This is a genomic window from Microbispora sp. CL1-1, from assembly GCF_012034195.1.
In the GTDB taxonomy this organism is placed as follows: Bacteria; Actinomycetota; Actinomycetes; order Streptosporangiales; family Streptosporangiaceae; genus Microbispora.
This window is the reverse complement of sequence record NZ_JAATEK010000001.1, coordinates 264,424-284,192: the sequence shown is the minus strand read 5'-3', so window position 1 is coordinate 284,192 and position 19,769 is coordinate 264,424. Positions and strand designations below refer to the sequence as shown.

At 73.0% G+C, this 19,769-nt stretch carries 25 protein-coding genes; 8 read left to right on the top strand and 17 right to left on the bottom strand.

Annotated elements, in window-relative coordinates; all coding sequences use genetic code 11:
• Positions 1-79: 79 nt before the first annotated feature.
• From HCK04_RS01340 to HCK04_RS01275, 14 genes are all read right to left on the bottom strand, one after another.
• Positions 80-460, bottom strand: coding sequence for a DUF3040 domain-containing protein (locus HCK04_RS01340; protein ID WP_142645008.1), 381 nt, complete (start codon positions 458-460; stop codon positions 80-82).
• A gap of 147 nt (positions 461-607) precedes the next feature.
• Positions 608-1,852 (bottom strand): DNA polymerase IV, encoded by a 1,245-nt coding sequence (locus HCK04_RS01335; protein ID WP_142645007.1) that lies wholly within the window; start codon positions 1,850-1,852, stop codon positions 608-610.
• 42 nt (positions 1,853-1,894) lie between these two features.
• Positions 1,895-2,617, bottom strand: coding sequence for a methyltransferase domain-containing protein (locus HCK04_RS01330; RefSeq protein ID WP_142645006.1), 723 nt, complete (start codon positions 2,615-2,617; stop codon positions 1,895-1,897).
• A 99-nt stretch (positions 2,618-2,716) separates the two neighbouring features.
• Entirely contained in the window at positions 2,717-3,127 is a 411-nt protein-coding gene (nusB, locus tag HCK04_RS01325) for a transcription antitermination factor NusB (RefSeq protein ID WP_142645005.1), read from the bottom strand.
• Between the two features lies 1 nt (position 3,128).
• Entirely contained in the window at positions 3,129-3,689 is a 561-nt protein-coding gene (efp, locus tag HCK04_RS01320) for an elongation factor P (RefSeq protein WP_142645004.1), read from the bottom strand.
• Positions 3,690-3,714: 25 nt separating this feature from the next.
• Positions 3,715-4,776 carry an aminopeptidase P family protein gene (locus tag HCK04_RS01315; protein WP_142645003.1) on the bottom strand — a complete coding sequence of 354 codons (1,062 nt, stop codon included), beginning with the start codon at positions 4,774-4,776 and terminating at the stop codon, positions 3,715-3,717.
• Between the two features lie 273 nt (positions 4,777-5,049).
• Entirely contained in the window at positions 5,050-6,084 is a 1,035-nt protein-coding gene (locus tag HCK04_RS01310) for an LLM class F420-dependent oxidoreductase (protein WP_142645002.1), read from the bottom strand.
• Positions 6,085-6,179: 95 nt separating this feature from the next.
• Entirely contained in the window at positions 6,180-6,977 is a 798-nt protein-coding gene (locus tag HCK04_RS01305; RefSeq protein WP_142645001.1) for an SAM-dependent methyltransferase, read from the bottom strand.
• Positions 6,978-7,054: 77 nt separating this feature from the next.
• The gene (locus HCK04_RS01300) at positions 7,055-7,630 is read right to left on the bottom strand and encodes a nucleotidyltransferase family protein (RefSeq protein WP_260617016.1); all 576 of its coding nucleotides are present in this window, start codon (positions 7,628-7,630) and stop codon (positions 7,055-7,057) included.
• Positions 7,627-8,727, bottom strand: coding sequence for an XdhC/CoxI family protein (locus tag HCK04_RS01295; protein ID WP_142645000.1), 1,101 nt, complete (start codon positions 8,725-8,727; stop codon positions 7,627-7,629). The genes HCK04_RS01300 and HCK04_RS01295 overlap by 4 nt, the downstream gene beginning before the upstream one ends.
• Complete coding sequence (locus tag HCK04_RS01290; protein ID WP_260617015.1) at positions 8,720-9,919, bottom strand: VWA domain-containing protein; 1,200 nt, start codon at positions 9,917-9,919, stop codon at positions 8,720-8,722. The genes HCK04_RS01295 and HCK04_RS01290 overlap by 8 nt, the downstream gene beginning before the upstream one ends.
• Positions 9,912-10,814, bottom strand: a complete 903-nt coding sequence (locus tag HCK04_RS01285; RefSeq protein ID WP_142644999.1) for a MoxR family ATPase — start codon at positions 10,812-10,814, stop codon at positions 9,912-9,914. Before HCK04_RS01285 ends, HCK04_RS01290 begins: the two co-directional genes overlap by 8 nt.
• Before the next feature lie 106 nt (positions 10,815-10,920).
• Positions 10,921-11,241 (bottom strand): metalloregulator ArsR/SmtB family transcription factor, encoded by a 321-nt coding sequence (locus HCK04_RS01280; protein WP_142644998.1) that lies wholly within the window; start codon positions 11,239-11,241, stop codon positions 10,921-10,923.
• Between the two features lie 118 nt (positions 11,242-11,359).
• Positions 11,360-11,554, bottom strand: a complete 195-nt coding sequence (locus HCK04_RS01275) for a hypothetical protein (RefSeq protein WP_142644997.1) — start codon at positions 11,552-11,554, stop codon at positions 11,360-11,362.
• A gap of 20 nt (positions 11,555-11,574) precedes the next feature.
• Between HCK04_RS01275 and HCK04_RS01270 the strand changes: the two genes are divergently transcribed.
• Together HCK04_RS01270 and HCK04_RS01265 are read left to right on the top strand one after the other, a co-directional pair.
• Entirely contained in the window at positions 11,575-12,036 is a 462-nt protein-coding gene (locus tag HCK04_RS01270) for a UbiX family flavin prenyltransferase (protein WP_142644996.1), read from the top strand.
• 100 nt (positions 12,037-12,136) lie between these two features.
• On the top strand, positions 12,137-12,751 hold the full coding sequence (locus HCK04_RS01265) for a metal-dependent phosphohydrolase (RefSeq protein ID WP_142644995.1): 615 nt from the start codon (positions 12,137-12,139) through the stop codon (positions 12,749-12,751).
• Positions 12,752-12,800: 49 nt separating this feature from the next.
• Here the strand turns inward: HCK04_RS01265 and HCK04_RS01260 are convergent, their stop codons facing one another.
• Positions 12,801-13,067, bottom strand: a complete 267-nt coding sequence (locus HCK04_RS01260; protein ID WP_142644994.1) for a DUF4031 domain-containing protein — start codon at positions 13,065-13,067, stop codon at positions 12,801-12,803.
• A 1,074-nt stretch (positions 13,068-14,141) separates the two neighbouring features.
• Here HCK04_RS01260 and HCK04_RS01255 point away from each other — a divergent pair.
• Positions 14,142-14,756 (top strand): hypothetical protein, encoded by a 615-nt coding sequence (locus HCK04_RS01255; RefSeq protein ID WP_142644993.1) that lies wholly within the window; start codon positions 14,142-14,144, stop codon positions 14,754-14,756.
• On the opposite strand, the gene HCK04_RS01250 is transcribed toward HCK04_RS01255, so the two are convergent.
• On the bottom strand, positions 14,717-15,043 hold the full coding sequence (locus tag HCK04_RS01250; RefSeq protein WP_205829669.1) for a hypothetical protein: 327 nt from the start codon (positions 15,041-15,043) through the stop codon (positions 14,717-14,719). The two genes, HCK04_RS01255 and HCK04_RS01250, sit on opposite strands and share 40 nt — an antisense overlap.
• On the opposite strand from HCK04_RS01250, the gene HCK04_RS01245 reads away from it, so the two are divergent.
• From HCK04_RS01245 to HCK04_RS01225, 5 genes are all read left to right on the top strand, one after another.
• Positions 15,037-15,249 (top strand): WYL domain-containing protein, encoded by a 213-nt coding sequence (locus HCK04_RS01245; RefSeq protein ID WP_142644992.1) that lies wholly within the window; start codon positions 15,037-15,039, stop codon positions 15,247-15,249. The two genes, HCK04_RS01250 and HCK04_RS01245, sit on opposite strands and share 7 nt — an antisense overlap.
• Before the next feature lie 212 nt (positions 15,250-15,461).
• Positions 15,462-16,178 carry an ABC transporter permease gene (locus HCK04_RS01240; protein ID WP_260617013.1) on the top strand — a complete coding sequence of 239 codons (717 nt, stop codon included), beginning with the start codon at positions 15,462-15,464 and terminating at the stop codon, positions 16,176-16,178.
• A gap of 128 nt (positions 16,179-16,306) precedes the next feature.
• Positions 16,307-17,032 carry an ABC transporter ATP-binding protein gene (locus tag HCK04_RS01235; protein WP_142645218.1) on the top strand — a complete coding sequence of 242 codons (726 nt, stop codon included), beginning with the start codon at positions 16,307-16,309 and terminating at the stop codon, positions 17,030-17,032.
• Positions 17,029-18,021, top strand: a complete 993-nt coding sequence (locus HCK04_RS01230) for an ABC transporter substrate-binding protein (protein WP_142644990.1) — start codon at positions 17,029-17,031, stop codon at positions 18,019-18,021. Before HCK04_RS01235 ends, HCK04_RS01230 begins: the two co-directional genes overlap by 4 nt.
• A complete protein-coding gene (locus HCK04_RS01225; RefSeq protein ID WP_142644989.1) occupies positions 18,018-19,151 on the top strand; it encodes an LLM class flavin-dependent oxidoreductase in 1,134 nt (377 codons plus the stop codon). The genes HCK04_RS01230 and HCK04_RS01225 overlap by 4 nt, the downstream gene beginning before the upstream one ends.
• A 141-nt stretch (positions 19,152-19,292) precedes the next feature.
• Here the strand turns inward: HCK04_RS01225 and HCK04_RS01220 are convergent, their stop codons facing one another.
• Positions 19,293-19,742 (bottom strand): PH domain-containing protein, encoded by a 450-nt coding sequence (locus HCK04_RS01220; RefSeq protein WP_142644988.1) that lies wholly within the window; start codon positions 19,740-19,742, stop codon positions 19,293-19,295.
• Positions 19,743-19,769: the final 27 nt, after the last annotated feature.

Here is a 19,769-nt window from a genome sequence, read left to right as displayed (position 1 = left end):
CGGGGGCGCGGGGCGCCGCAGACGACTCGGTGGGCCCGGGAAGCGGGCCCACCGGCGGTGGCTCAGGTCGTGATGGGGATCAGTGCTCGTCGTGGCGACGGCGCCAGCGCTCCTCCATGCGCTCCATGAAGCTCTGGCGCTGGGGACGGCGGCCGCGGCCGCGGGCCGTCGGCGGGGAGTCACCGAACCCGTTCATGCGCTTCCAGCTCGACAGGCCCCACAGGCAGGTTGCCAGCATGACCACGAAGCCGGCGGCACCGAGCCAGATCTGGGCCGCGACGGCGCCGACCATCAGCAGGACCACGCCGAGTGCGAAGCCTATGGAGGCCTTCACCAGGCGGCGCTTGTAGTGGCTGCGCGGATCGCTGATCCGTACGGTGTTCGCCCACTTCGGGTCCTCGGCATAGAGGGCCTGCTCGATCTGGTCGAGCAAGCGCTGCTCGTGCTCAGACAGCGGCACGGCGCCTCCCAAGGACGGCCCCATTCAGGGGAAGACGGCAACGGACGACACGGGGTGTCCGAACCTCGCGGTCGGTTATCCCCAGAATACGAGGCCTCAGACGTAGGCGAAAGAAAACGTCCAACGCGGTCCAAACCGGAGGTGACGTCATAGACCTATTGGACCAAACGGACGCCGAACAAGCGATGCCGGTTTCACCGCGTCCGGACCGAAGCGGCGGGCCGCCCGGTCCATGGCCTGTTCGGCCTCCCGCCAGCCGGTCTCCCGCTCCCCCAGGCCGAGCTGACGCGTCGCCGCGGCGGCCGGGATCAGGTTCTCCACACGCACGCCGACCAGCCGCAACCGCACCCGCTCCAGCCCGGCGGCCTCGTAGAGCTCGCATGATGTGTCGAAAATCTCCTTCGCGACGTCGGTCGCCTCGCGCAGCGTACGCGACCGGGTGATGGTCGTGAAGTCGGATCGTCGGAGTTTGACGCTGACCGTGCGGCCGACATGCCCACCGGCCCGCAGGCGCGCGGCGACCCGCTCCGACAGCCGCAGCAGCTCACGCCTGATCGTCTCAGGGTCGTCGACGTCGTGCGGGAACGTCTCCTCGTTGCCGATGCTCTTGTCGGGCGCGTGCGGCACCACCCGGCGGTCGTCGCGTCCCCAGGCGAGGGCCGCCAGGTGCGCGCCGACGGCGCCGAACTCACGCTGGAGCGTCGCCACCGGCACCTGGGCCAGGTCGCCCACGGTGCGGATGCCGAGCCGTACGAGGGCCTGCTCGGTGCGCTCTCCCACGCCCCACAGGGCGGCGACGGGCAGCGGGTGCAGGAACTCCACGACGCGGTCGGCCGGGACCACGAGCAGGCCGTCCGGCTTGCACTGGCGCGAGGCGAGCTTGGCCACGAACTTCGTGCTCGCCACCCCCACCGAGCAGGTGATGCCGAACCGCTCGGCCACCTGGGCGCGGATCATGCGGGCGATGGCCGCGGGGCTGCCGAGCCTGCGGCGGGCCCCGCCCACGTCGAGGAACGCCTCGTCGGACGCGATCGGCTCGACTTCCGGGGTGATCGACTGGAAGATCTCCATCACGCCGCGGGACACCTCGGCGTACTTCGCGTGGCGGGGCGGGATGACCGTGGCCTGCGGGCAGATGCGCCGGGCCCGGGTCATCGGCATCGCCGAGTGGACCCCGAACCTGCGGGCCTCGTAGGTGGCGCTCAGCACGACCCCGCGCGCGCCGGTGGCGCCGACGATGACCGGGGTGCCCCGCAGCTCCGGACGGTCGAGCAGCTCGACGCTGGCGTAGAAGGCGTCCATGTCCACATGGAGGATGGGGCAGCCGCTGTCGTCGGCCGGGCCGTCCGGCGGTGGCGACGGATCCCGAGGCAGCAGCTGATTCCGGGACATGAGGTCACCCTACCCGACCACCACGCTATCCGAACATCTTTTCTACTGACGATAGGCGATGACGTGGATCTGGGTGGCGATGTCGCGGAGCACGGGATGGGTGGCCGCCGCCCGCTCCAGCGCCACGAGGCCCTCGGGGTCGCTCTCGGCCAGCATGCCCGGCACGAGGTCGGCGAAGATCCGCACGCCCTGCACCTCGCCGACGGTGAACCCGGCGCCGGACAGCAGCTCGCCCAGCGTCTCACGGGAGAAGCGGCGCGGCGTGGGGTCGCGGTCGCCCCAGCGGCCCGCCGGGTCGGACAGCACCCGGCGCGCCTCGTCGAAGTGGCCGGCCAGCGAGCGGTGGACGGCCGCGGCGACCGAGTTGGCGGCCAGCACGCTCACCACGCCGCCGGGCCGCAGGATGCCGCCGACCGCGCCCAGCGCACCCGCCGGGTCCTCGACGTACTCCAGCACGCTGTGACACAGCACCAGGTCGGCGCTGCCGGGCGCCAGCAGGTCGCCGAGGTCGGCGGCGTCGCCCTGCAGGCCCTTCACGCCGACGCCCGTCTCGGCGGCGCGGCGCTCCAGTGCGGCCAGCGAGTCGGGGGTCGAGTCGACCACCGTCACGGTGTGCCCGAGCGTGGCCAGCGGCACGGCGAAACCGCCCGTGCCACCGCCGGCGTCGACGATGTCGAGCGTCTCGCGCCCGGTGGCGGCCGTCCGCTCGGCCAGGAGCGCGCGCAGCGCCTCCCAGACGACGGCGCGGCGTGTGGCGTCACGCACTTGCGGCCTCCCTGTCGGGCCTCTCGGAGCTGTCGGCCTCCCGGACCGCCTTGGCCGCCCGGGATGCCGGGCCGCCGGTCGGGCCGAGGGACCGTGGGATCAGAGCGAAAGCGAGGGCTTGAGCTGCTTGAAGCGGGCCAGCAGCCCGTTGACGAACTGCGGCGACTCGTCGGTCGACAGCTCCGCGGCCAGATGCACCCACTCGCTGATGACCACGCCCTCCGGAACCTCCTCCGACCACAGCATCTCGTAGGTCCCGCCGCGCAGGACGTTGCGGTCCACGGCCGGCATGCGCTCCAGGGTCCAGCCCTCGGCGTACGTCGAGATCAGCTCGTCGATGCGGTCCAGATGCCGGACCACGCCCTCGACGATGAAGGAGGTGTACTCGTTGACCGGCGGGTCGGCCCGCTCAACCCGCTCGGCGAGCACGTTGAGCGGGCTCAGCTGCCGGGCCTCGGCCTCGAAGAGAATGTCCAGCGCGCGGCGGCGGGCCTTCCCCCGAGCCGACACGTCAGGCCCGACCGAGGTACTCGCCGGTGCGAGTGTCGACCTTGACCTTCTCGCCGGTCGTGATGAAGAGCGGGACCTTGATCTCGGCACCGGTCTCCAGGGTGGCGGGCTTGGTGCCGCCGGTGGAGCGGTCGCCCTGCAGGCCCGGCTCGGTGTGCGAGATCGTCAGCTCGACGGCCGCCGGGAGGTCGACGTACAGCGGGTTGCCCTCGTTGAACGCGACGGTCGCGGTCGTGTTCTCCAGCATGTAGTTGGCCGCGGTGCCCACCACGTCGCGCGGGACGTTGACCATGTCGTAGGTCTCGGTGTCCATGAACACGAAGTCGTCGCCGTCGAGGTAGGAGTACTGCATGTCGCGCTTGTCGACGTTCGCCACGTCGACCTTCACGCCGGCGTTGAAGGTCTTGTCCACGACCTTGCCGGACAGGATGTTCTTGAGCTTGGTGCGGACGAACGCGCCGCCCTTACCCGGCTTGACGTGCTGGAACTCGACAACGGTCCACAGCTCCCCACCGTCGAGCTTGAGCACGAGTCCGTTCTTCAGGTCGTTCGTCGTCGCCACGTAGCGTCTCCCGCGTGCGGCTGCCCTACAGGACGAGCAGCTCCTTGGTCGTCAGTGTGAGAAGCTCCGGCCCGTCAGCACGCGTCACAAGCGTGTCCTCGATGCGCACACCGCCCCTGCCCGGAAGATAGACCCCCGGCTCGACGGTGATCGGAACTCGATCCTCTAGTCTACCGGTCTTGCCAGGGCCCAGGAACGGCAGCTCGTGGATCTCCAGGCCGACTCCGTGACCCAGCCCGTGACCGAACCGCTCGGCGTGACCCGCCTCGGCGATCACGTCGCGCGCGGCGGCGTCCACCTCGTGCGCCGTCGCCCCCGCCCGTACGGCGTGGCGGCCCGCGCGCTGGGCCTGCCGTACGAGGTCGTGGAGGTCGCGCTGCCAGGCGGCGGGCGGACCCACCGCGACCGTGCGGGTCATGTCCGCGTGATAACCGTCATAACGGGCGCCGAAGTCCATGGTCACCAGGTCGCCCCGCTCGACCGGCCGGTCGGAGGGCGAGTGGTGCGGGATCGAGCCGTTGGGGCCGCTCGCCACGATGGAGTCGAAGGCCGGCTTGTCGGCGCCGAGCTCGACCATCGCGGCCTCCAGCCACCGGGCGATCTGCCGCTCGGTGACGCCGGGGGCGATGCGCTCCACGACCAGCGAGAACGCCTCGTCGGTGATCGCGCAGGCGCGGCGCAGCGCGGCGATCTCCCCTTCGTCCTTCACGGACCTGACGGCCTCCACGAGGCCGCCGGCCGGATGGAGGGCGGCATGCTCGGCGGCCAGCCGCTGGAACAGCCCCACCGGCATGTGGTCGGCCTCCACCGCGATCCGCGCCGCGGCGGGCACGCGGCCGAGCAGGGCCCCCGCGACGTCACGCTCCTGCGTCACCTCGATGCCCGAGCACACCGCCTGTGCCGTCTCCAGGTAACGCGAGTCGGTGGCGAGCGCGGCCTCACCCGTCGCGGTGACGAGCACGGCGGCGTTGGAGCTGCTCAGGCCGGTCAGGTAGCGGACGTTGACCGGCCAGGTGACCAGGGCGGCGGCCGCGTCGTGCTCGGGGAGCGCCGCGGCCAGCCGCGCGCGGCGGGATTCGTACGTCACGTCCCGGACTTTACGCCCACCCGGCGGCACTCACACGCCGCGGCCGAGGAGGCCGCGGGGCCCGAGCCCACCGAGATCGTCGAGCGGGGCGGGCCGCCAGGCGTGCGGGCAGGGACGACCTTGCAACGTATGCCGCTCACGCGAGGTGACCCGCCCGGCATGCACCCGTGCCGTCCACGCGGGTGAGCCGTGGCGGCGCGGCGCGGGCCGCCCAGGCGACGCGGGCGGCCCAGACGCTCACGAGGCGCGGGCAGGTCAGGCGGCGCGGGCGGCTCAGGCGGCCATGTCCTTGATCTTCTCGATGAGCTTGACGCGCTCCTCATGCGTGGGGGCCATGGGTGCGACGTTGAGCGTGGTGACCCCGGCCTCGCGCAGCGCGGCCAGCCGCTCCCGCACGTGGCCCTCCGAGCCGACCAGGGACACCCGCTCCAGCAGCTCCCTGGGCACCAGCGCCTCGGCCTCCTTCTTCCTGCCCTCCAGGTAGAGGTCCTGGATCTGCTCGGCCTCCTTCTCGTAGCCGTAGCGGCGGGCGAGGTCGTTGTAGAAGTTCCTGCCCTTGGCGCCCATGCCGCCGATGTAGAGGGCGGCCATGGAACGGCCCAGCTCAAGCACGCCCTCGACATCGTCGCCGATCGCGAGCACGGCCTGCGCGATCACGTCCAGCTCGCCGAGAGCGGGGTCCCTGCGCTCGCGGCCGGCGGCCAGCGAGGGGCCCCACACCTCGCCTGCCTTCTCCGGCATGTAGAAGATCGGCTCCCAGCCCTCGGCCAGCTCGGCGGCGAGCTCCACGTTCTTCGGCCCGATGGCGGCGATCACGATCGGGACGCGCTCGCGCACCGGGTGGTTGATCAGCTTGAGCGGCTTGCCGAGGCCGGTGCCGCCCTCCAGGGGCAGCGTGTAGTGCTTGCCGGAATACTCCAGCCGCTCGCGCCGCCACACCTTGCGGCAGATCTCGATCACCTCGCGGGTGCGGCCGAGCGGCGCGGTGTACGGCACGCCGTGGAAGCCCTCGATCACCTGCGGGCCGGAGGCGCCGATGCCGAGGGTGAACCGCCCGTCGGAGACGTAGTCGAGGCCGGCGGCCGTCATGGCCAGCAGGGCCGGCGTGCGGGAGTAGATCGGCAGGATGCCCGAGGCGATCTGCAGCCGCTCGGTCCTCGCCGCGATGTAACCGAGCTGGCTGACGGCGTCGAAGCTGTACGCCTCGGCCACGAACACGATGTCGAGCCCGGCCTTCTCGTAGTCGGCCAGCTCGGCGACGGTCTCCTTGAAGCCCCCCGAGTAGTTGAGGGCCATACCGATCCGCATCCGCTTCGTCCTTCCGCGCGTGAACCCGCCAGTAACCGAATGATGTTCCACACTCGGGTCCCAAGGCTAGCCAGCCGGAAGGGCCGTGACCACCGTCAGGGGCGGCGGCCGACGCCTCCGAGCACCGGCAGGAAGCCGCCGCGCAACGGCAGCGCGTCGAGCTCGGGGCGCCACTCGTTCAGCGGCACCGTGCCCGGCTCGACCAAGTCGAAGCCGTCGAAGAACCGGGCGATCCGCGCCGCCGGCCTGGCGTCGAAGGGCGCGTTGGCCCTGCCGTACACGCCGCCCGCGGCGGCCATCGCCTCCGGAACGGGGTCGGAGCAGGCGTGCGAGATGACGATGTGGCTTCCGGAGGGAAGCACTTCGCGGTAGGCCGCCACGATCCCCTCCGGGTCCTCCTCGTCCGGCACGAAGTGGAGGCAGGCCACCAGCAGCAGCGCGACGGGCCGGTCGAAGGCGATACCGGCCGCCGACGCCGCGGCGACGATCTCCTCGGGCCTGCGCAGGTCGCCCTCCAGGAAGCGCACCCGCGGATCACCCTCCAGCAGTGCCCGCGCGTGCGCCGCCACCACCGCGTCGTTGTCCACGTACGTCACGAGCGAGTCGGGCGCGTGCTCCAGCGCGATCTCGTGGACGTTGCCCTGCGTCGGCAGCCCGGCGCCGAGGTCGAGGAACTGGCGGATGCCGCACTCGGCCGCCAGGTAGCGCACGGCCCGGCCGAGGAACGCGCGGTTCTCCCGCACGGCCTCCCGTACGTGCCCCTCGGACAGCTCGATGATCCGCTCGGCCGCCGCCCGGTCGGCCGGGAAGTGGTTCTTGCCGCCCAGGTAGTAGTCGTACATGCGGGCGACGTTGGGCTGAGTGACGTCGAACCCGGGCGCCTGCTCCGTCATGACAACGCTCCCTGCTCCGCCGGACTGCTTTTGCGATCATTGTGACGGAGCTCACCATCGGCGGCGAATCGGGCAAATCACTCCTTGCTGAGTCGCCGCAGGTCATCCGGGGTGTCGATATCCGCAGGAGCGCCCACGTCGTCGCAGGGCACGGCCGTCACCAGCTCCGGGTGCGCGCGCAGGAAGGGCCGCGCGCCCACGTCGCCCTCGGCGAGCGCGGCCACCTCCGCCAGGTGCTCGCGCGCGACGAGCACCGGGTTGCGCGGCGCTCCGCCGTACGCCGCGACGGCGACACGGGCGCCCGCCTCGAACGCGGCGATCAGCCGGCGCACCGCCTCGGGCCGCACCAGCGGCTGGTCGGCCAGCGCGATCACCACGGCGGGGGCGGACGGCGGCAGCGCGCGCAGCCCGGCCCGCAGCGACGACCCCATGCCGGACGCCCACCCGGGATTGCGCACGACGACCGCGCCCGCGACCGGCACGTCGGCGGCCCCGAGCACGATCAGCACCGGGCGGCACCCGCCCTCGGCCAGCAGCCGCACCCCGCGGTCGGCCAGCCGCTCCCCCTCGAACTCCACCAGCGCCTTCGGCATGCCGAGCCGGCTGCCGCCCCCGGCGGCCAGCAGCAGCCCCGCGACCGCCGCGCCGCTCACCGCGGCTCGCCGTGGATGCGCCCCGACGTCTCGCTGAGCGGCCTGCCGGTGCCGCCCCAGCGAAGCCGGATCAGCTCGGCCGCGATCGACACGGCCGTCTCCTCCGGCGTACGCGCCCCGAGGTCGAGCCCGATCGGCGACCTCAGCCGGGCCAGCTCGTCCTCGGTCAGGCCCGCCTCGCGCAGCCGCGCCAGCCGGTCCTCGTGCGTGCGCCGCGACCCCATCGCCCCGACGTACGCCGCGGGGGTGCGCAGCGCCACCTCCAGCAGCGGCACGTCGAACTTCGGGTCGTGGGTGAGCACGCAGATCACGGTGCGCTCGTCGACCTCGACGCCGGACAGATAGTCGTGCGGCCAGGCCACCACGACCTCGTCGGCCTCGGGGAACCGCTTGGCCGTGGCGAAGACCGGCCGCGCGTCGCACACGACCACGTGGTAGCCGAGGAAGCGCCCGATCCGCGCCACGGCAGCGGCGAAGTCGATCGCGCCGAAGACCAGCATGCGCGGCGGCGGCGCGAACGACTGCACGAACACCCGCAGGTCGTCCAGCCGCCGCTCGCCCTCGGGGCCGTAGCGCCGCACGCCGGTCAGGCCCTGCGCGAGCATGCCGCGCACGTCGTCGTCCACCGCGTCGTCGAGCCGGGCCGAGCCGAGCGAGCCCGCCGCCCGGTCCGGCCAGACCACGCGCCGCGCCCCCACGCGTCCGGGGCCCGCGACGATCGTGGCCACGGCGACCGGACGCCGCGCGGCGACGTCCGCGGCGACCTCTCCGAGCTGCGGATACTCCTGTCTGGAGACCGGCTCCACGAACACGTCGATGATCCCGCCGCAGGTGAGGCCGACCGCGAAGGCGTCGTCGTCGCTCACGCCGTACCGCTCCAGCACCGGCGTCCCGGTCGCGACGACCTGCGCGGCGAGCTCGTAGACCGCTCCCTCGACGCAGCCGCCCGACACACTGCCGGCCGCTTCGCCGTCGAGGACGGCCATGGCCGCGCCGGGCGGGCGCGGCGCGCTGCGGAAGGTCTCGACGACGGTGGCGAGGCCGAACCGCCGCCCCTGCTCCCACCAGCGCAGCACCTGGTCGAGCACGTCACGCATCGGCCCCTCCCCTCCCCCCGGCCCGCACGGGCCGGTCGCCGGCCAGCAGCGCGGCCAGCTCCTCGTACGCGGCCAGGCTGTGCCCCGCGACGAAGTCCGTCACATAGGGCAGCGCCGCGCGGATGCCCGCGGTGAGCGGCCGGTACGCCGGGTCGCCCTTGTGCGGGTTGACCCACACGACGCGGCGGGCCAGCCGGGACAGCCGGGCCATCTGCACGCCCAGCAGGCCCGCCTCGCCCCGCTCCCAGCCGTCGGAGGCGATCACGACGATCGCGCCCCGGGGATCGGGCAGGCGCAGCAGCGCCCGCACCTCCTCCCCCAGCCGGGTGCCGCCGCTCCAGTCCGGGATGGCCGCCGAGCACTCGTCCATGGCGTGGCCGGGGTCGCGATGGCGCAGCGCGGCGGTGATCCTGGTGAGCCGGGTGCCGATGCTGAACACCTCGGTCGCCCGCGGCTCCGCGCGCACCAGCGCGTGGGCGAAGCGCAGCAGCGTGTCGGCGTAGGCGGCCATCGAGCCGCTGACGTCCACGAGCATGACGACCCGCCGCGGCCGTTCCCGGCGCACGCGGCGGCGCAGCCGCGCCGGTTCCCCGCCGTGCCGAAGGATCTCCCTGACCGTGCGCCGCGCGTCGATCGCGCCGCCGTGGGGCGACGGGCGGTGGCGGCGCGTCCTGCGCGGCTGCCGCGCACCGCGCAGCAGCGCGAGCAGGCGGTGCACCTGCCGCCGCTCGGCCTCGCTCATCCGCGCCACGTCCCGGTGCCGCAGCACCTCGATCTCGCTCGCCGTGGCCGGGGGCGCGCCCTGCTCGTCACCCTGCTCGCCCGTCGTTTCCCGCTCCCTTCCGCCGTACGGCGACGCCACCGGGCGGGTCACGGACACGGTCATCGCGCGTACGCGGTGCGGCGGGGCGGAGGCGGCGGAGAAGTAGGCCGCGAAGCAGCGGTCGTAGCGCGCCAGGTCGTCGGGCCCGGCGCACAGGGTGAGACGGCCGGCCCAGTAGACGTCCCGCCCGTCGGCGGCGTCGAGGTGGCCGAGCGCGGCCAGGAAGGTCCGCGTGCGATGGTGGTCGGCCACGACCCCCGCGGCCCGCAGCGTGCGGACGAACCCGGTCAGCACCGCGACCGGTTCCGGGCCGCCGGGCGGCGCGAGCGGGCCCGTGCGGCGGCCGGTCACGGGGGCGTCGTCAGCCACGGCCGCCGTCCGGCGTGAGCAGCCCCCGGGCGCGGACGGTCTCCTGGTCCTCCCGGTGCTTGAGCACCGCGCCCAGCGTCGCGGCGGCCAGGGCCGGATCGAGCTCGACCGCGCCGAGCGTGAGCAGCGCCTCGGCCCAGTCGAGGGTCTCGGCGATGCCCGGCGGCTTGACCAGGCCCGCCTCGCGCATCCGGCCCGCCGTCCGCGCCACGTCGGCCGCGAGCCGCTCCGCGCATCCGGGCAGGCGCCGCCGCAGGATCGCCACCTCCCGGTCGAACCCGGGGTGCTCCAGCCAGTGATACAGACAGCGCCGTTTGAGGGCGTCGTGCACCTCGCGGGTGCGGTTGGAGGTCAGGACGACGACCGGCGGGGTCGCCGCGCGGATCGTCCCGATCTCCGGCACCGAGATCGTGAAGTCGGACAGCACCTCCAGCAGGAACGCCTCGAACTCGTCGTCGGCCCGGTCGATCTCGTCCACCAGCAGCACGCTGGGCTGGGTCTCCAGTGCCCGCAGCAGCGGCCTCGCGATGAGGAACCGCCGGCCGTAGATCTCGCCCTCCAGCGCGGCGACGTCGGCCACGCCCGCCGCCTCGGCCGCCTTGAGATGCAGGAGCTGCCGGGGGAAGTCCCAGTCGTACAACGCCTGCGCCGCGTCGAGCCCCTCGTGGCACTGCAACCTGATCAGCGGCGCGCCGAGGATCGCCGCCAGCGTCTTGGCCAGCTCGGTCTTGCCGACGCCCGCCTCGCCTTCCAGGAACAGCGGTCTGCCCATCTTCAGGGCGAGGTAGGCCGCGGTCGTCACGCCCTCGTCGGCCAGGTAGTCATGGTGGTCGAGCAACTCCGCCAGCGTCGCCGGCGCGTCGAGGTCCGAGATCGTGGTCGTCCGCCGCAGCACACGGCCAGGCTACGTGGCGGCGTTCCGCGAGGCTCTGGCCGATTCCACCAAAGCCGGACGGGCCGGGTGGGGTCGCGTCACCACGATCGCACAGACCCGTCCGGTCCTACTCCGGATCAGTGCCGAGCACGGCGTCCAGCAGGCCGGGGAAGCGGTCGTCGAGGTCCTCCCTGCGCAGGCTCACGTATCGCTGCCTGCCCTCGGGCACGTTGCGGACGACACCGGCCTCACGGAGGGTCTTCAGGTGGTGCGACAGCGTCGACTTCGGCACCTCTCCTCCCGTGGGCTGGCACGCGGCCACCTCCAGCGGCCCCTGCGCGAGCCGCCGTACGAGCGCCAGCCGCGAAGGGTCGCTGAGCGCGAACAGCACGTCGGTCAGCACCAGGCTCGCGGCGTCGGGGTGGGGCAGGTCCCGGGTTCCAGGCATAGTTCGATAATAGTTGAACTATCGCGCGCCGCGCCGTACGGCGTGACGACCCGGAACGCACCGCCACCCCGGCCTCGTCCTCCTCATGGCCGCCCGGGAGCGTACGGCCCGAGCCGGCTCAGCGCTCGCCGCGCAGGGCGTCGGCGGAGTAGCCCGCGATCTCCTGGTATCGCTGGGAGATCGCGGCCAGCTCCTCCACCTTGATCACGTCGTCGATGGACTCGAACGGCCGGTCGCCGGTCCCCTGCCACACCTCGCGGATGATCACGTCCGGCGGCATGCTCCGGTTGGCCAGCACGACCTGCGCCGTCACGGGCCACGTTCGACGCCGAGGTGGTGCACAACTTCCGCGACATCGGCGCCTCCATCGCGTCCGGCTACCCGGTGGACGGGATGATCGTGATCCCGTGCAGCGTCAAGACGCTCGGCGCAATCGCCTCGGGCGTGTCGGAGAACCTGCTGGTGCGGGCCGCCGACGTGACCCTCAAGGAACGCCGGCGCCTCGTGCTGTGCGTGCGCGAGACGCCGCTGCACCTGGGACACCTGTGGGCGATGGTCACCGCGACCGAGATCGGCGCGATCATCGCACCCCCGATGCCTGCCTTCTACTCCAATCCGGAGTCGCTGGACGACGTGGTGGACCACATCGTGGCCCGGGCGCTGTCGCTGATCGGCGTGCACGTGCCCGCCGCGCCACCGTGGCAGGGCACCCCCGCCTCGGCGACGCGTACCGGCGATCAGGAGCGGCCCGGCGACGCGGACCCGGCGACCGTGCTGGGACGTCCCGCCTGGTAGGCCGCCCGCCCATTGGTTCGGCAGAGGCCCGGACGAGCGGGTGGTCCCGCAGCGCTCAGGCCCGGCACCGTTCAGATCAGGCACCGTTTAGGTTCGGCGCATGACCGATGATCGGAGCCTGCCCCGGCCCGGCTGCCTCAGCGGCTCGCCCGCCGGGCGGGCGCTGGCCGCCGAGCTGGAGGCCCGCTGGGCCGAACCGCACCGGCGCTATCACACAACGGCCCACCTGCGGGCGGTCCTGGCCGCGATCGAGCCGCTCGCCGCCCAGGCCCGGGACGCCGACGCCGTACGGCTGGCCGCGTGGTTCCACGACGCCGTCTACGAGGGGCGGCCCGGGTGGGACGAGGAGCGCAGCGCCCAGCTCGCCCAGGCCCGGCTGCCCGCCTGCGGCCTGCCCGCGGAGCGGGTGCGCGAGGTGGCCCGGCTCGTACGGCTCACGGCGGGGCACGCCTACGAGCCCGGCGACGTGAACGCGGCCGTCCTGTGCGACGCCGATCTGGCGATCCTCGCGGCGCCGCCCGGCGCCTACGAGGCGTACGCGAGAGCCGTACGCGAGGAGTATCGGCACGTGCCGGACGAGGCGTTCCGGATCGGACGTGCCGGGGTGCTGCGGGAGTTGCTCGGCAAGCCCCGCCTGTTCGGCACTCCGGTGGGCAGGGACCTGTGGGAGGCGCGGGCCCGCGAGAACGTCGCCGCCGAGCTGGCCGCGCTCTGACCAGCGCACGCACACGGCGGGTCGCCGGCCGACGCCTTTACGATGTAGATCAGGCGCGGGTCTTCGGGCGGCGCAGGCCGGACGCGCGCAGGCGGCGCACCAGCTCCTGGCTGCCGACGGGCTCGGCACCGAGGATCATGGCCCGGTCGTAGACCGTCTCCGGCACGTCGTAGTGGTCCCGGTCGAAGGCGCGCTCTGGCACGCCGAGCAGGCGGGCGAAGTCATGCAGCTCCTCCAGCGAGGAGTCGCTGACCAGATGGGACCACAGCAGGCCCCGGGGTCCCGGCCAGTTCGGCCGGTCGATCAGCACCGCCATGCGCCCCTCCCCCGGGCCCGTCGCACGACCCGCGGCGGCGGAGCACCCGACCGCGCTGCGGGTCCGGGGGTCGTCCCCCGTGTCGTCCCGGGTGAGCATAGTGCGCGGCCCCGACCGGCATCCCGCCGCCCGCCCCCCGGGATACGGCAGCCGACGCCGCGACCGAGGAACCCGATCGGATCCGGAATCAGAGCGAATTCGCAGGGGAATCGGCGCGGAATTCGGAGCGCGTCCGGCCGGACCCGGCTCGAATTCGGACCGGAATCAGCGCGGACCCGATGCGGGCCCAGCGCGGATTCCGGGCGAATTCAGCGCGGCTCAAGGGCGGATTCCAGGCGGGATGACAGATCGCCGGATAACGCGCCGGCAACCCCCGTGGACCGCCCCAGCGGGGATCGCCTCCTAGCACTTCCCCGCAACGCGCTTACATTTGGGACAGCATTTGAACTTGCGGTGGTTTGTGCATCGATAAGTGCACCTGGGCGGCTTCGGGTTCGTGTAGGCATCGCCGGGAGCCGCCCGCGTGACGGTCGCGTCACCCACGCCCGCCGATGCGGGAGACGCCGTGGCCGGCCAGAGCGCGATCGTGCCGAGCAGCGCCGAGCCGACGATGATGCTCAATCGCCCACCTCGCATGACCTTTCCCCTCTCCATCAAGCCGCGACGCGGCGGTTTGGGCTATTTCTCCCTCATTGTCCAAATTTGCTACGGGAGGCGTCCAGCCCGTCGCCCGCCATCGCGCATGATCCAGGGAAAATCCGATGCGAATCCGGATGCGGCGATTGGCAGGGATCGACGAATGAGGGGCCGGTTCGGCTCCGGAATGGCCCCCGGTTTCCACCGACGTGGGATCTACGTCTGCACGATGGACCTCACCGGGCCGGGCCCGATTCCCCGGCGGCTTCGCCCGCACGTCCCGCGCTTTCGCCATGCCGACCGTGCGGCGGCCGCAAAATGTCCGTCCGGCCACGGCATGGAAAGCGCCCCGACCCGGCAAAGACCCGCATAGTCGCCGTCTGGGCGGCAACCGTCGGGAGCCAGGGTCACAGGAGGCAGGGGTCACGGGGGAAGACGATGGCTGCACGAACTGTCCGGTCCGTTACCGCGCTCGCGGCGGCGGCCGTGCTGACGGCGGCGCTGCTCGCCGGCTGCGGCGGCGGCACGACCACCGTCGTCCCGGTGTCCGGCGGCGCGACCAGCCCGGTGGCCGGGGGTGCCGCCGTGGCCGGCCCGGCGGCGGTCGCCACGCCGACCGCCGCCGAGACCGAGGACGACTCGCCATGCCCGACCGGCGGCAACGTCAAGAAGTTCGCCAAAACGCGGTTCGCGCTGCACGCGGGTCTCGCACTCGGCGCCTTCCACCGCTACATCTACAAACCGCTACGCAGCGGCGGCTTCAAGGCCGGGGCCGACAAGCGCAAGCGCACGATCGCCAAGGCCGCGATCGCCGGCGTCTTCGCCCTGCACCAGTTGAAGGTCGCCAAGCGCTTCGCCAGGGCCAATCCGACCCTGTGCAGGGCCGTCGAGGGCGTCAGCTCCCGTTTCAAGACGCTGGCAGGCAAACTGCACGACGGCACCGCCACGCCGGCCGACATCGCCGCAGGCAAGAGCTCGATCGACGGCCTGCAGCGCGACGCGTTGCGGACCGGCTACAAGTTCAAGGAGCAGAACGTCACCATCCCCGGGTGAGCCGCGGGTGACGATGCCGCCGGCGCGCGCCGGTCAGCCCGTACGTGAACGTCTGCGGCGCCGCGCGCAGCAGACCGGTCGACGCCGTTCATCCAGTCCTGTTCCATCAGCCGGGCATAGGCCGCCCGCTCGTCCTCGGTCATCTCCGGCAGGTCCTTCTCGGCGGGGAAGCCGAGACCGCTGATGATGTAGACGCCGACGACGTTGTCCGGCGCCGCCTTGGCCAGCTCCGGGGCGACGTAGGCCCCGAAGTCCCCGCCCTGCGTGCCGTAGCGCTCAGGTGGCACGCCGGCTCGGCGCCGCCGCGGGGAGCGTCGAGCCGATCGACGACCACAGCTGCCGCCTGCGCGGGCGGGCCGACACCCTGGAGTGGCTCGCGTCGCGTCTGCTCATGCTCGGCTACGCGTTCGAGGTGCACGAGCCGCCGGAACTGCGGGCGTATCTGCGCGAGCTGAGCGCCCGTGCCGCTCGCGCCGCGACACCCGGCAATTAACCCATTGACTTGGTAGGAAATGTGGGCAACGCTGGTGGCGAACCCTTCGTCGTCAACAGCGAGGTGTGTCCATGTCCGTCGTCGAACTCCAGGGCGAGTTAGGGGGCGAGTTAGGAGGCGCGGTCCGGGCGGATCCCCGGCCGCGTCCCCGCTCCGCCACGGCCCGCGGCCCGCGGAGGGGGTGGCACAGGTGGATCAGTCCCCTCGTCGTCGTGCTGCTGTGGCAGCTCGCCAGCACGCTCGGGCTGCTGCCCGCCCGGTTGCTCGCCGCCCCGTCGCAGATCGCCGTGACCGCGCTCGACCTGGTGGGCTCGGGGACGCTGCCCACGGCGATCGCGGTGTCCCTCGAACGGGTGCTCCTCGGCTTCGCCGCCGGCGCGGTCGCGGGCGTCGGCCTCGCGCTGGTCGCCGGGCTGAGCCGGGCGGGTGAAAACGCCGTCGACCCGCTCATGCAGATGCTCCGGGCCCTGCCGTTCTTCGGCCTGATCCCGCTGTTCATCCTCTGGTTCGGGATCGGGGAGACGCCCAAGGTGCTGCTGGTGGCGCTCGCCGTCTCCTTCCCGCTCTACCTCAACACGTTCTCGGGCATCCGGGGCGTGGACGGCAAGCTCGCCGAGGTCGCCCGTACGCTGCGGCTCGGCCGGGCCGCGCTCGTACGGCACATCGTGCTGCCCGGCGCGCTCCCCCAGACGCTCGTCGGGCTGCGGCAGAGCCTCGGAGTGGCCTGGCTGGCGCTGATCGTGGCCGAGCAGGTCAACGCCGACGCCGGCCTCGGCTACATGATCAACGACGCGCGGGAGTTCCTGCGTACCGACGTGATCGTGGTCGGCCTTCTCGTCTACAGCGCGCTCGGCCTGCTCACCGACGCCCTGGTCCGGCTCCTGGAAAGGAGGGCGCTGGTATGGCGGCGCGAGTTCCTGTCCCGGTGAGCGGCCCGGTGAACAGCACCGTGAACAGCGCGGTGACCGGCGCGGCGGACACCCCCGTGAACGGCACGGTGACCGGCGCTGCGGACGCCCCGGTGAACGCTTCGGTGACCGGCGCTGCGGACGCCCCGGTGAACGCTTCGGTGAGTGGCACGGCGGTGGCCACCGTACGCGGGCTCACCCGGCGTTTCGGCGACCGCACCGTGCTCGACGCCCTCGACCTCACGATCGGACGCGGCGAGTTCGTCGCGCTCCTCGGCCGCAGCGGCTCGGGCAAATCCACGCTGCTGCGCGCGCTCGCCGGCCTGGACGAGGAGGTCGAGGGCCGCCTGGAGGTGGACGGCTCGGTGGCCGTGGCCTTCCAGGAGCCCCGGCTGGTGCCGTGGAAGCGGGTGCGCGACAACCTCACGCTGGGCCTCGACGCGCCCGACCCGGCCGCCCGGGCGGAGGCGGCACTGGCCGAGGTGGGCCTGACCGACCGCGCGCGAGCCTGGCCGCTGACCTTGTCCGGCGGCGAGGCGCAGCGGGCGAGCCTGGCCCGCGCGCTCGTCCGCGAGCCGAGGCTGCTGCTGCTCGACGAGCCGTTCAGCGCGCTCGACGCGCTGACCCGGATCACCGTGCACCGCCTGGTGCTCGACCTGTGGGCGGCGCACGGCCCGGCCGTGCTGCTGGTGACCCACGACGTGGACGAGGCGCTGCTGCTGGCCGACCGGATCCTGGTGCTCGACGGCGGACGCCTCGCCCACGAGTGGGCCGTCACCGCGCCGCGCCCCCGGCACCGCGACCACCCCGACCTGCTCACCCTGCGCGCGGCCCTGCTGTCCGCGCTGGGCGTCACCCCGGAGGGACCCGCATGACCAGGAGACCGCTCGCCGCGCTGCTGATCGTCCTGGCGGCCGTCACGGCCTGCTCCTCGACGGGACAAAGCACGTCAGGAGGGAACGACGGGCAGGCCACGGGCCGCGTCACCCTCCGGGTCGGCGACCAGAAGGCCGGCTCGGAGGCCCTGCTCAAGGCCGCGGGGCTGCTCGACGGCACCTCCTACGCGATCACGTTCTCGCAGTTCACCTCGGGGCCGCCGCTGCTGGAGGCGGTCAACGCCGGGGCGGTCGACATCGGCGGCGTCGGCAACACCCCGCCCGTCTTCGCCGCCGCCGCGGGCTCGAAGATCAAGATCGTCGCCGCGTACCGGCAGAGCGCCAAGGGGTCGGCGATCCTCGTCCCCAGCGGGTCCGCGATCACCTCTCCGGCCCAGCTCAAGGGCAAGAAGGTCGCGGTGGCCAAGGGCAGCTCCGCCCACTACCACCTGCTGGCCGTCCTGAAGAAGGAGGGCCTGTCGTTCAAGGACATCCAGCCGCAGTATCTCCAGCCCGCCGACGCCCTGGCGGCGTTCTCGTCCGGCACCGTCGACGCCTGGGCCATCTGGGACCCCTTCACCTCGCAGGCCGAGATCCAGCACAAGGCGCGGCTGCTGGTCGACGGCGCGGGCATCGTCAACGGGCTGAACTTCCAGGTGGCCGCTCCCGCCGCGCTCGACGACCCGGGCAGGCGGGCCGCGATCGACGACTTCCTCACCCGTCTCGCCAAGGCGCGGAACTGGGCCGCCGGCCATCTGGACGAGTGGGCGAAGGTGTGGGCGCAGGAGACGGGCCTGCCGGTCGAGGTGGCGAACGCCGCCGTCGCCAACGCCGTGGCCACCCCGATCGTGATCGACGACGCGGTCGTCGCCTCGGAACAGGAGATCGCCGACGCGTTCACCGCCGAGGGCCTCGTGCCGGGCGCCATCACCTTCTCCCAGTTCGTCGACGACCGCTTCAACGACGTCGTCAGGAAGGCGCAGCAATGAGATTCCACTGGTTCCTGCCCACCTCGGGCGACGGCCGCTCCATCACCGGCGGCGGCCACGGCCTGGCGCGCCGGCACGGCCAGGCGAGGGCCGCCGTGTCCCGGCCGCCGACGGTCGACTACCTGGCACAGGTGGCCCGCGCGGCCGAACAGGCCGGGTTCGAGGCGGTGCTCACCCCCACGGGCACCTACTGCGAGGACGCCTGGCTGGTCACCGCCGCGCTCACCCAGGTGACGACCCGGCTGAAGTTCCTGGTCGCGTTCCGGCCGGGGGCGCTGTCCCCGACGCTCGCGGCGCAGATGGCCGCCACCTACCAGCGGATCTCCGGCGGCCGGCTGCTGCTGAACGTGGTGACCGGTGGTGAGGCGGCCGAGCAGCGGCGGTTCGGCGACCACCTGGGCAAGGACGAGCGGTACGCGCGGACCTCCGAGTTCCTGTCGATCGTGCGCGGCGCCTGGGACGGTCCGTTCGACTTCAGAGGCAACTATTACGAGGTCGAGGGGGCGACGGTCGCCGAGCGGCCCGACCCCGTGCCCGAGCTGTACTTCGGCGGCTCCTCGGCCGCCGCGGGCCCGGTCGCGGCCCGGCACGTGGACGTCTATCTCACCTGGGGCGAGCCGCCGTCCCAGGTCGCGGCCAAGCTCGACTGGATGCGCGAGCTGGCCGCCGCCGAGGGCCGCACGCTGCGCTTCGGCATCCGGCTGCACGTGATAACCAGGGACACCTCCAAGGAGGCGTGGGCGGAGGCCGGGCGGCTGCTCGACCAGATCTCCCCCGAGGACATCGCGTCGGCGCGGGCGATCCTGTCCCGCAGCGAGTCGGTCGGCCAGCAGCGGATGCTCGCCCTCCACGAGGGCTTCCGCGGCGGCAGGGCCAGGGACCTGGAGATCCACCCCGGGCTGTGGGCGGGGGTCGGCCTGGTGCGCGGCGGCGCGGGCACCGCGCTCGTCGGCAGCCACGCCGAGGTCGCCGATCTCGTGGAGGAGTACGCCTCACTCGGCGTGGAGGAGTTCGTCCTGTCGGGCTATCCGCACCTGGAGGAGGCCTTCTGGTTCGGCGAGGGCGTGCTGCCCGAGCTGCGCCGCCGCGGTGTGCTCGGCGCCGGCGAGCCCGTACGGCTCAGCGCCTGACGGCGTCACCCGCCGCGGCTCCATGGCCGTGGCAGGAGGCCCGTGACAGAGGCCCTGTGACAGGAGGCCCCGTGACGGAAGGTCTCGTCACAAGCGGTCAGGAGCCCCGCCGTCCAACGGGCGGTCCGGCCCCCGTCGCCGTCAGAGGCGGTCGGGGGCCTCGCCGCGTTCGCGGATCAGGGCGGTGAGCTGGGCCACCGCCCGCCGCGATCGTTTCCGCTCGGTGCTCTGGATGCCCATCGCCCCCAGGCTGACCCCGTTCGCGAGGTCCAGCTTGGGCCAGGGGTCGCCCTCCACCATGGTGACGTCCAGCACCTCGGCCCACTCGAAGCGGTGGACCCGCAGGGCGTTCACCACCGTGATCCCCTTCTCGTCGGCCGTGACCCGCAGGCGGCCGAGCAGGTGGAGCACGCACGCCACCGCCACGCCGAACACCACCATGCCCACCCGGTCCGGCAGCCCGAACTGCTCGGGCAGGCCGACGGCGAGCAGGATCGAGCCGATCACCATCACCGCCGCCATGCCGTACGCGATGATCGTCGTGATGCGGGGACGCCACGTGACGGGCAGCGGCGGCGCGCTCTCAGGCATGACGACCCCCGCGAGCCGGCACGGCGA

Excerpts from the sequence above, each read along its gene's own strand:
- HCK04_RS01255 (WP_142644993.1), top strand. The coding sequence starts at position 14,142 with ATGGCTGCACGAACTGTCCGGTCCGTTACCGCGCTCGCGGCGGCGGCC.
- HCK04_RS01220 (WP_142644988.1), bottom strand. The coding sequence starts at position 19,742 with ATGCCTGAGAGCGCGCCGCCGCTGCCCGTCACGTGGCGTCCCCGCATC.
- HCK04_RS01305 (WP_142645001.1), bottom strand. The coding sequence starts at position 6,977 with ATGACGGAGCAGGCGCCCGGGTTCGACGTCACTCAGCCCAACGTCGCC.
- HCK04_RS01295 (WP_142645000.1), bottom strand. The coding sequence starts at position 8,727 with ATGCGTGACGTGCTCGACCAGGTGCTGCGCTGGTGGGAGCAGGGGCGG.
- HCK04_RS01335 (WP_142645007.1), bottom strand. The coding sequence starts at position 1,852 with ATGTCCCGGAATCAGCTGCTGCCTCGGGATCCGTCGCCACCGCCGGAC.
- HCK04_RS01265 (WP_142644995.1), top strand. The coding sequence starts at position 12,137 with ATGACCGATGATCGGAGCCTGCCCCGGCCCGGCTGCCTCAGCGGCTCG.
- HCK04_RS01225 (WP_142644989.1), top strand. The coding sequence starts at position 18,018 with ATGAGATTCCACTGGTTCCTGCCCACCTCGGGCGACGGCCGCTCCATC.
- HCK04_RS01310 (WP_142645002.1), bottom strand. The coding sequence starts at position 6,084 with ATGCGGATCGGTATGGCCCTCAACTACTCGGGGGGCTTCAAGGAGACC.
- HCK04_RS01230 (WP_142644990.1), top strand. The coding sequence starts at position 17,029 with ATGACCAGGAGACCGCTCGCCGCGCTGCTGATCGTCCTGGCGGCCGTC.
- HCK04_RS01260 (WP_142644994.1), bottom strand. The coding sequence starts at position 13,067 with ATGGCGGTGCTGATCGACCGGCCGAACTGGCCGGGACCCCGGGGCCTG.
- HCK04_RS01280 (WP_142644998.1), bottom strand. The coding sequence starts at position 11,241 with ATGCCTGGAACCCGGGACCTGCCCCACCCCGACGCCGCGAGCCTGGTG.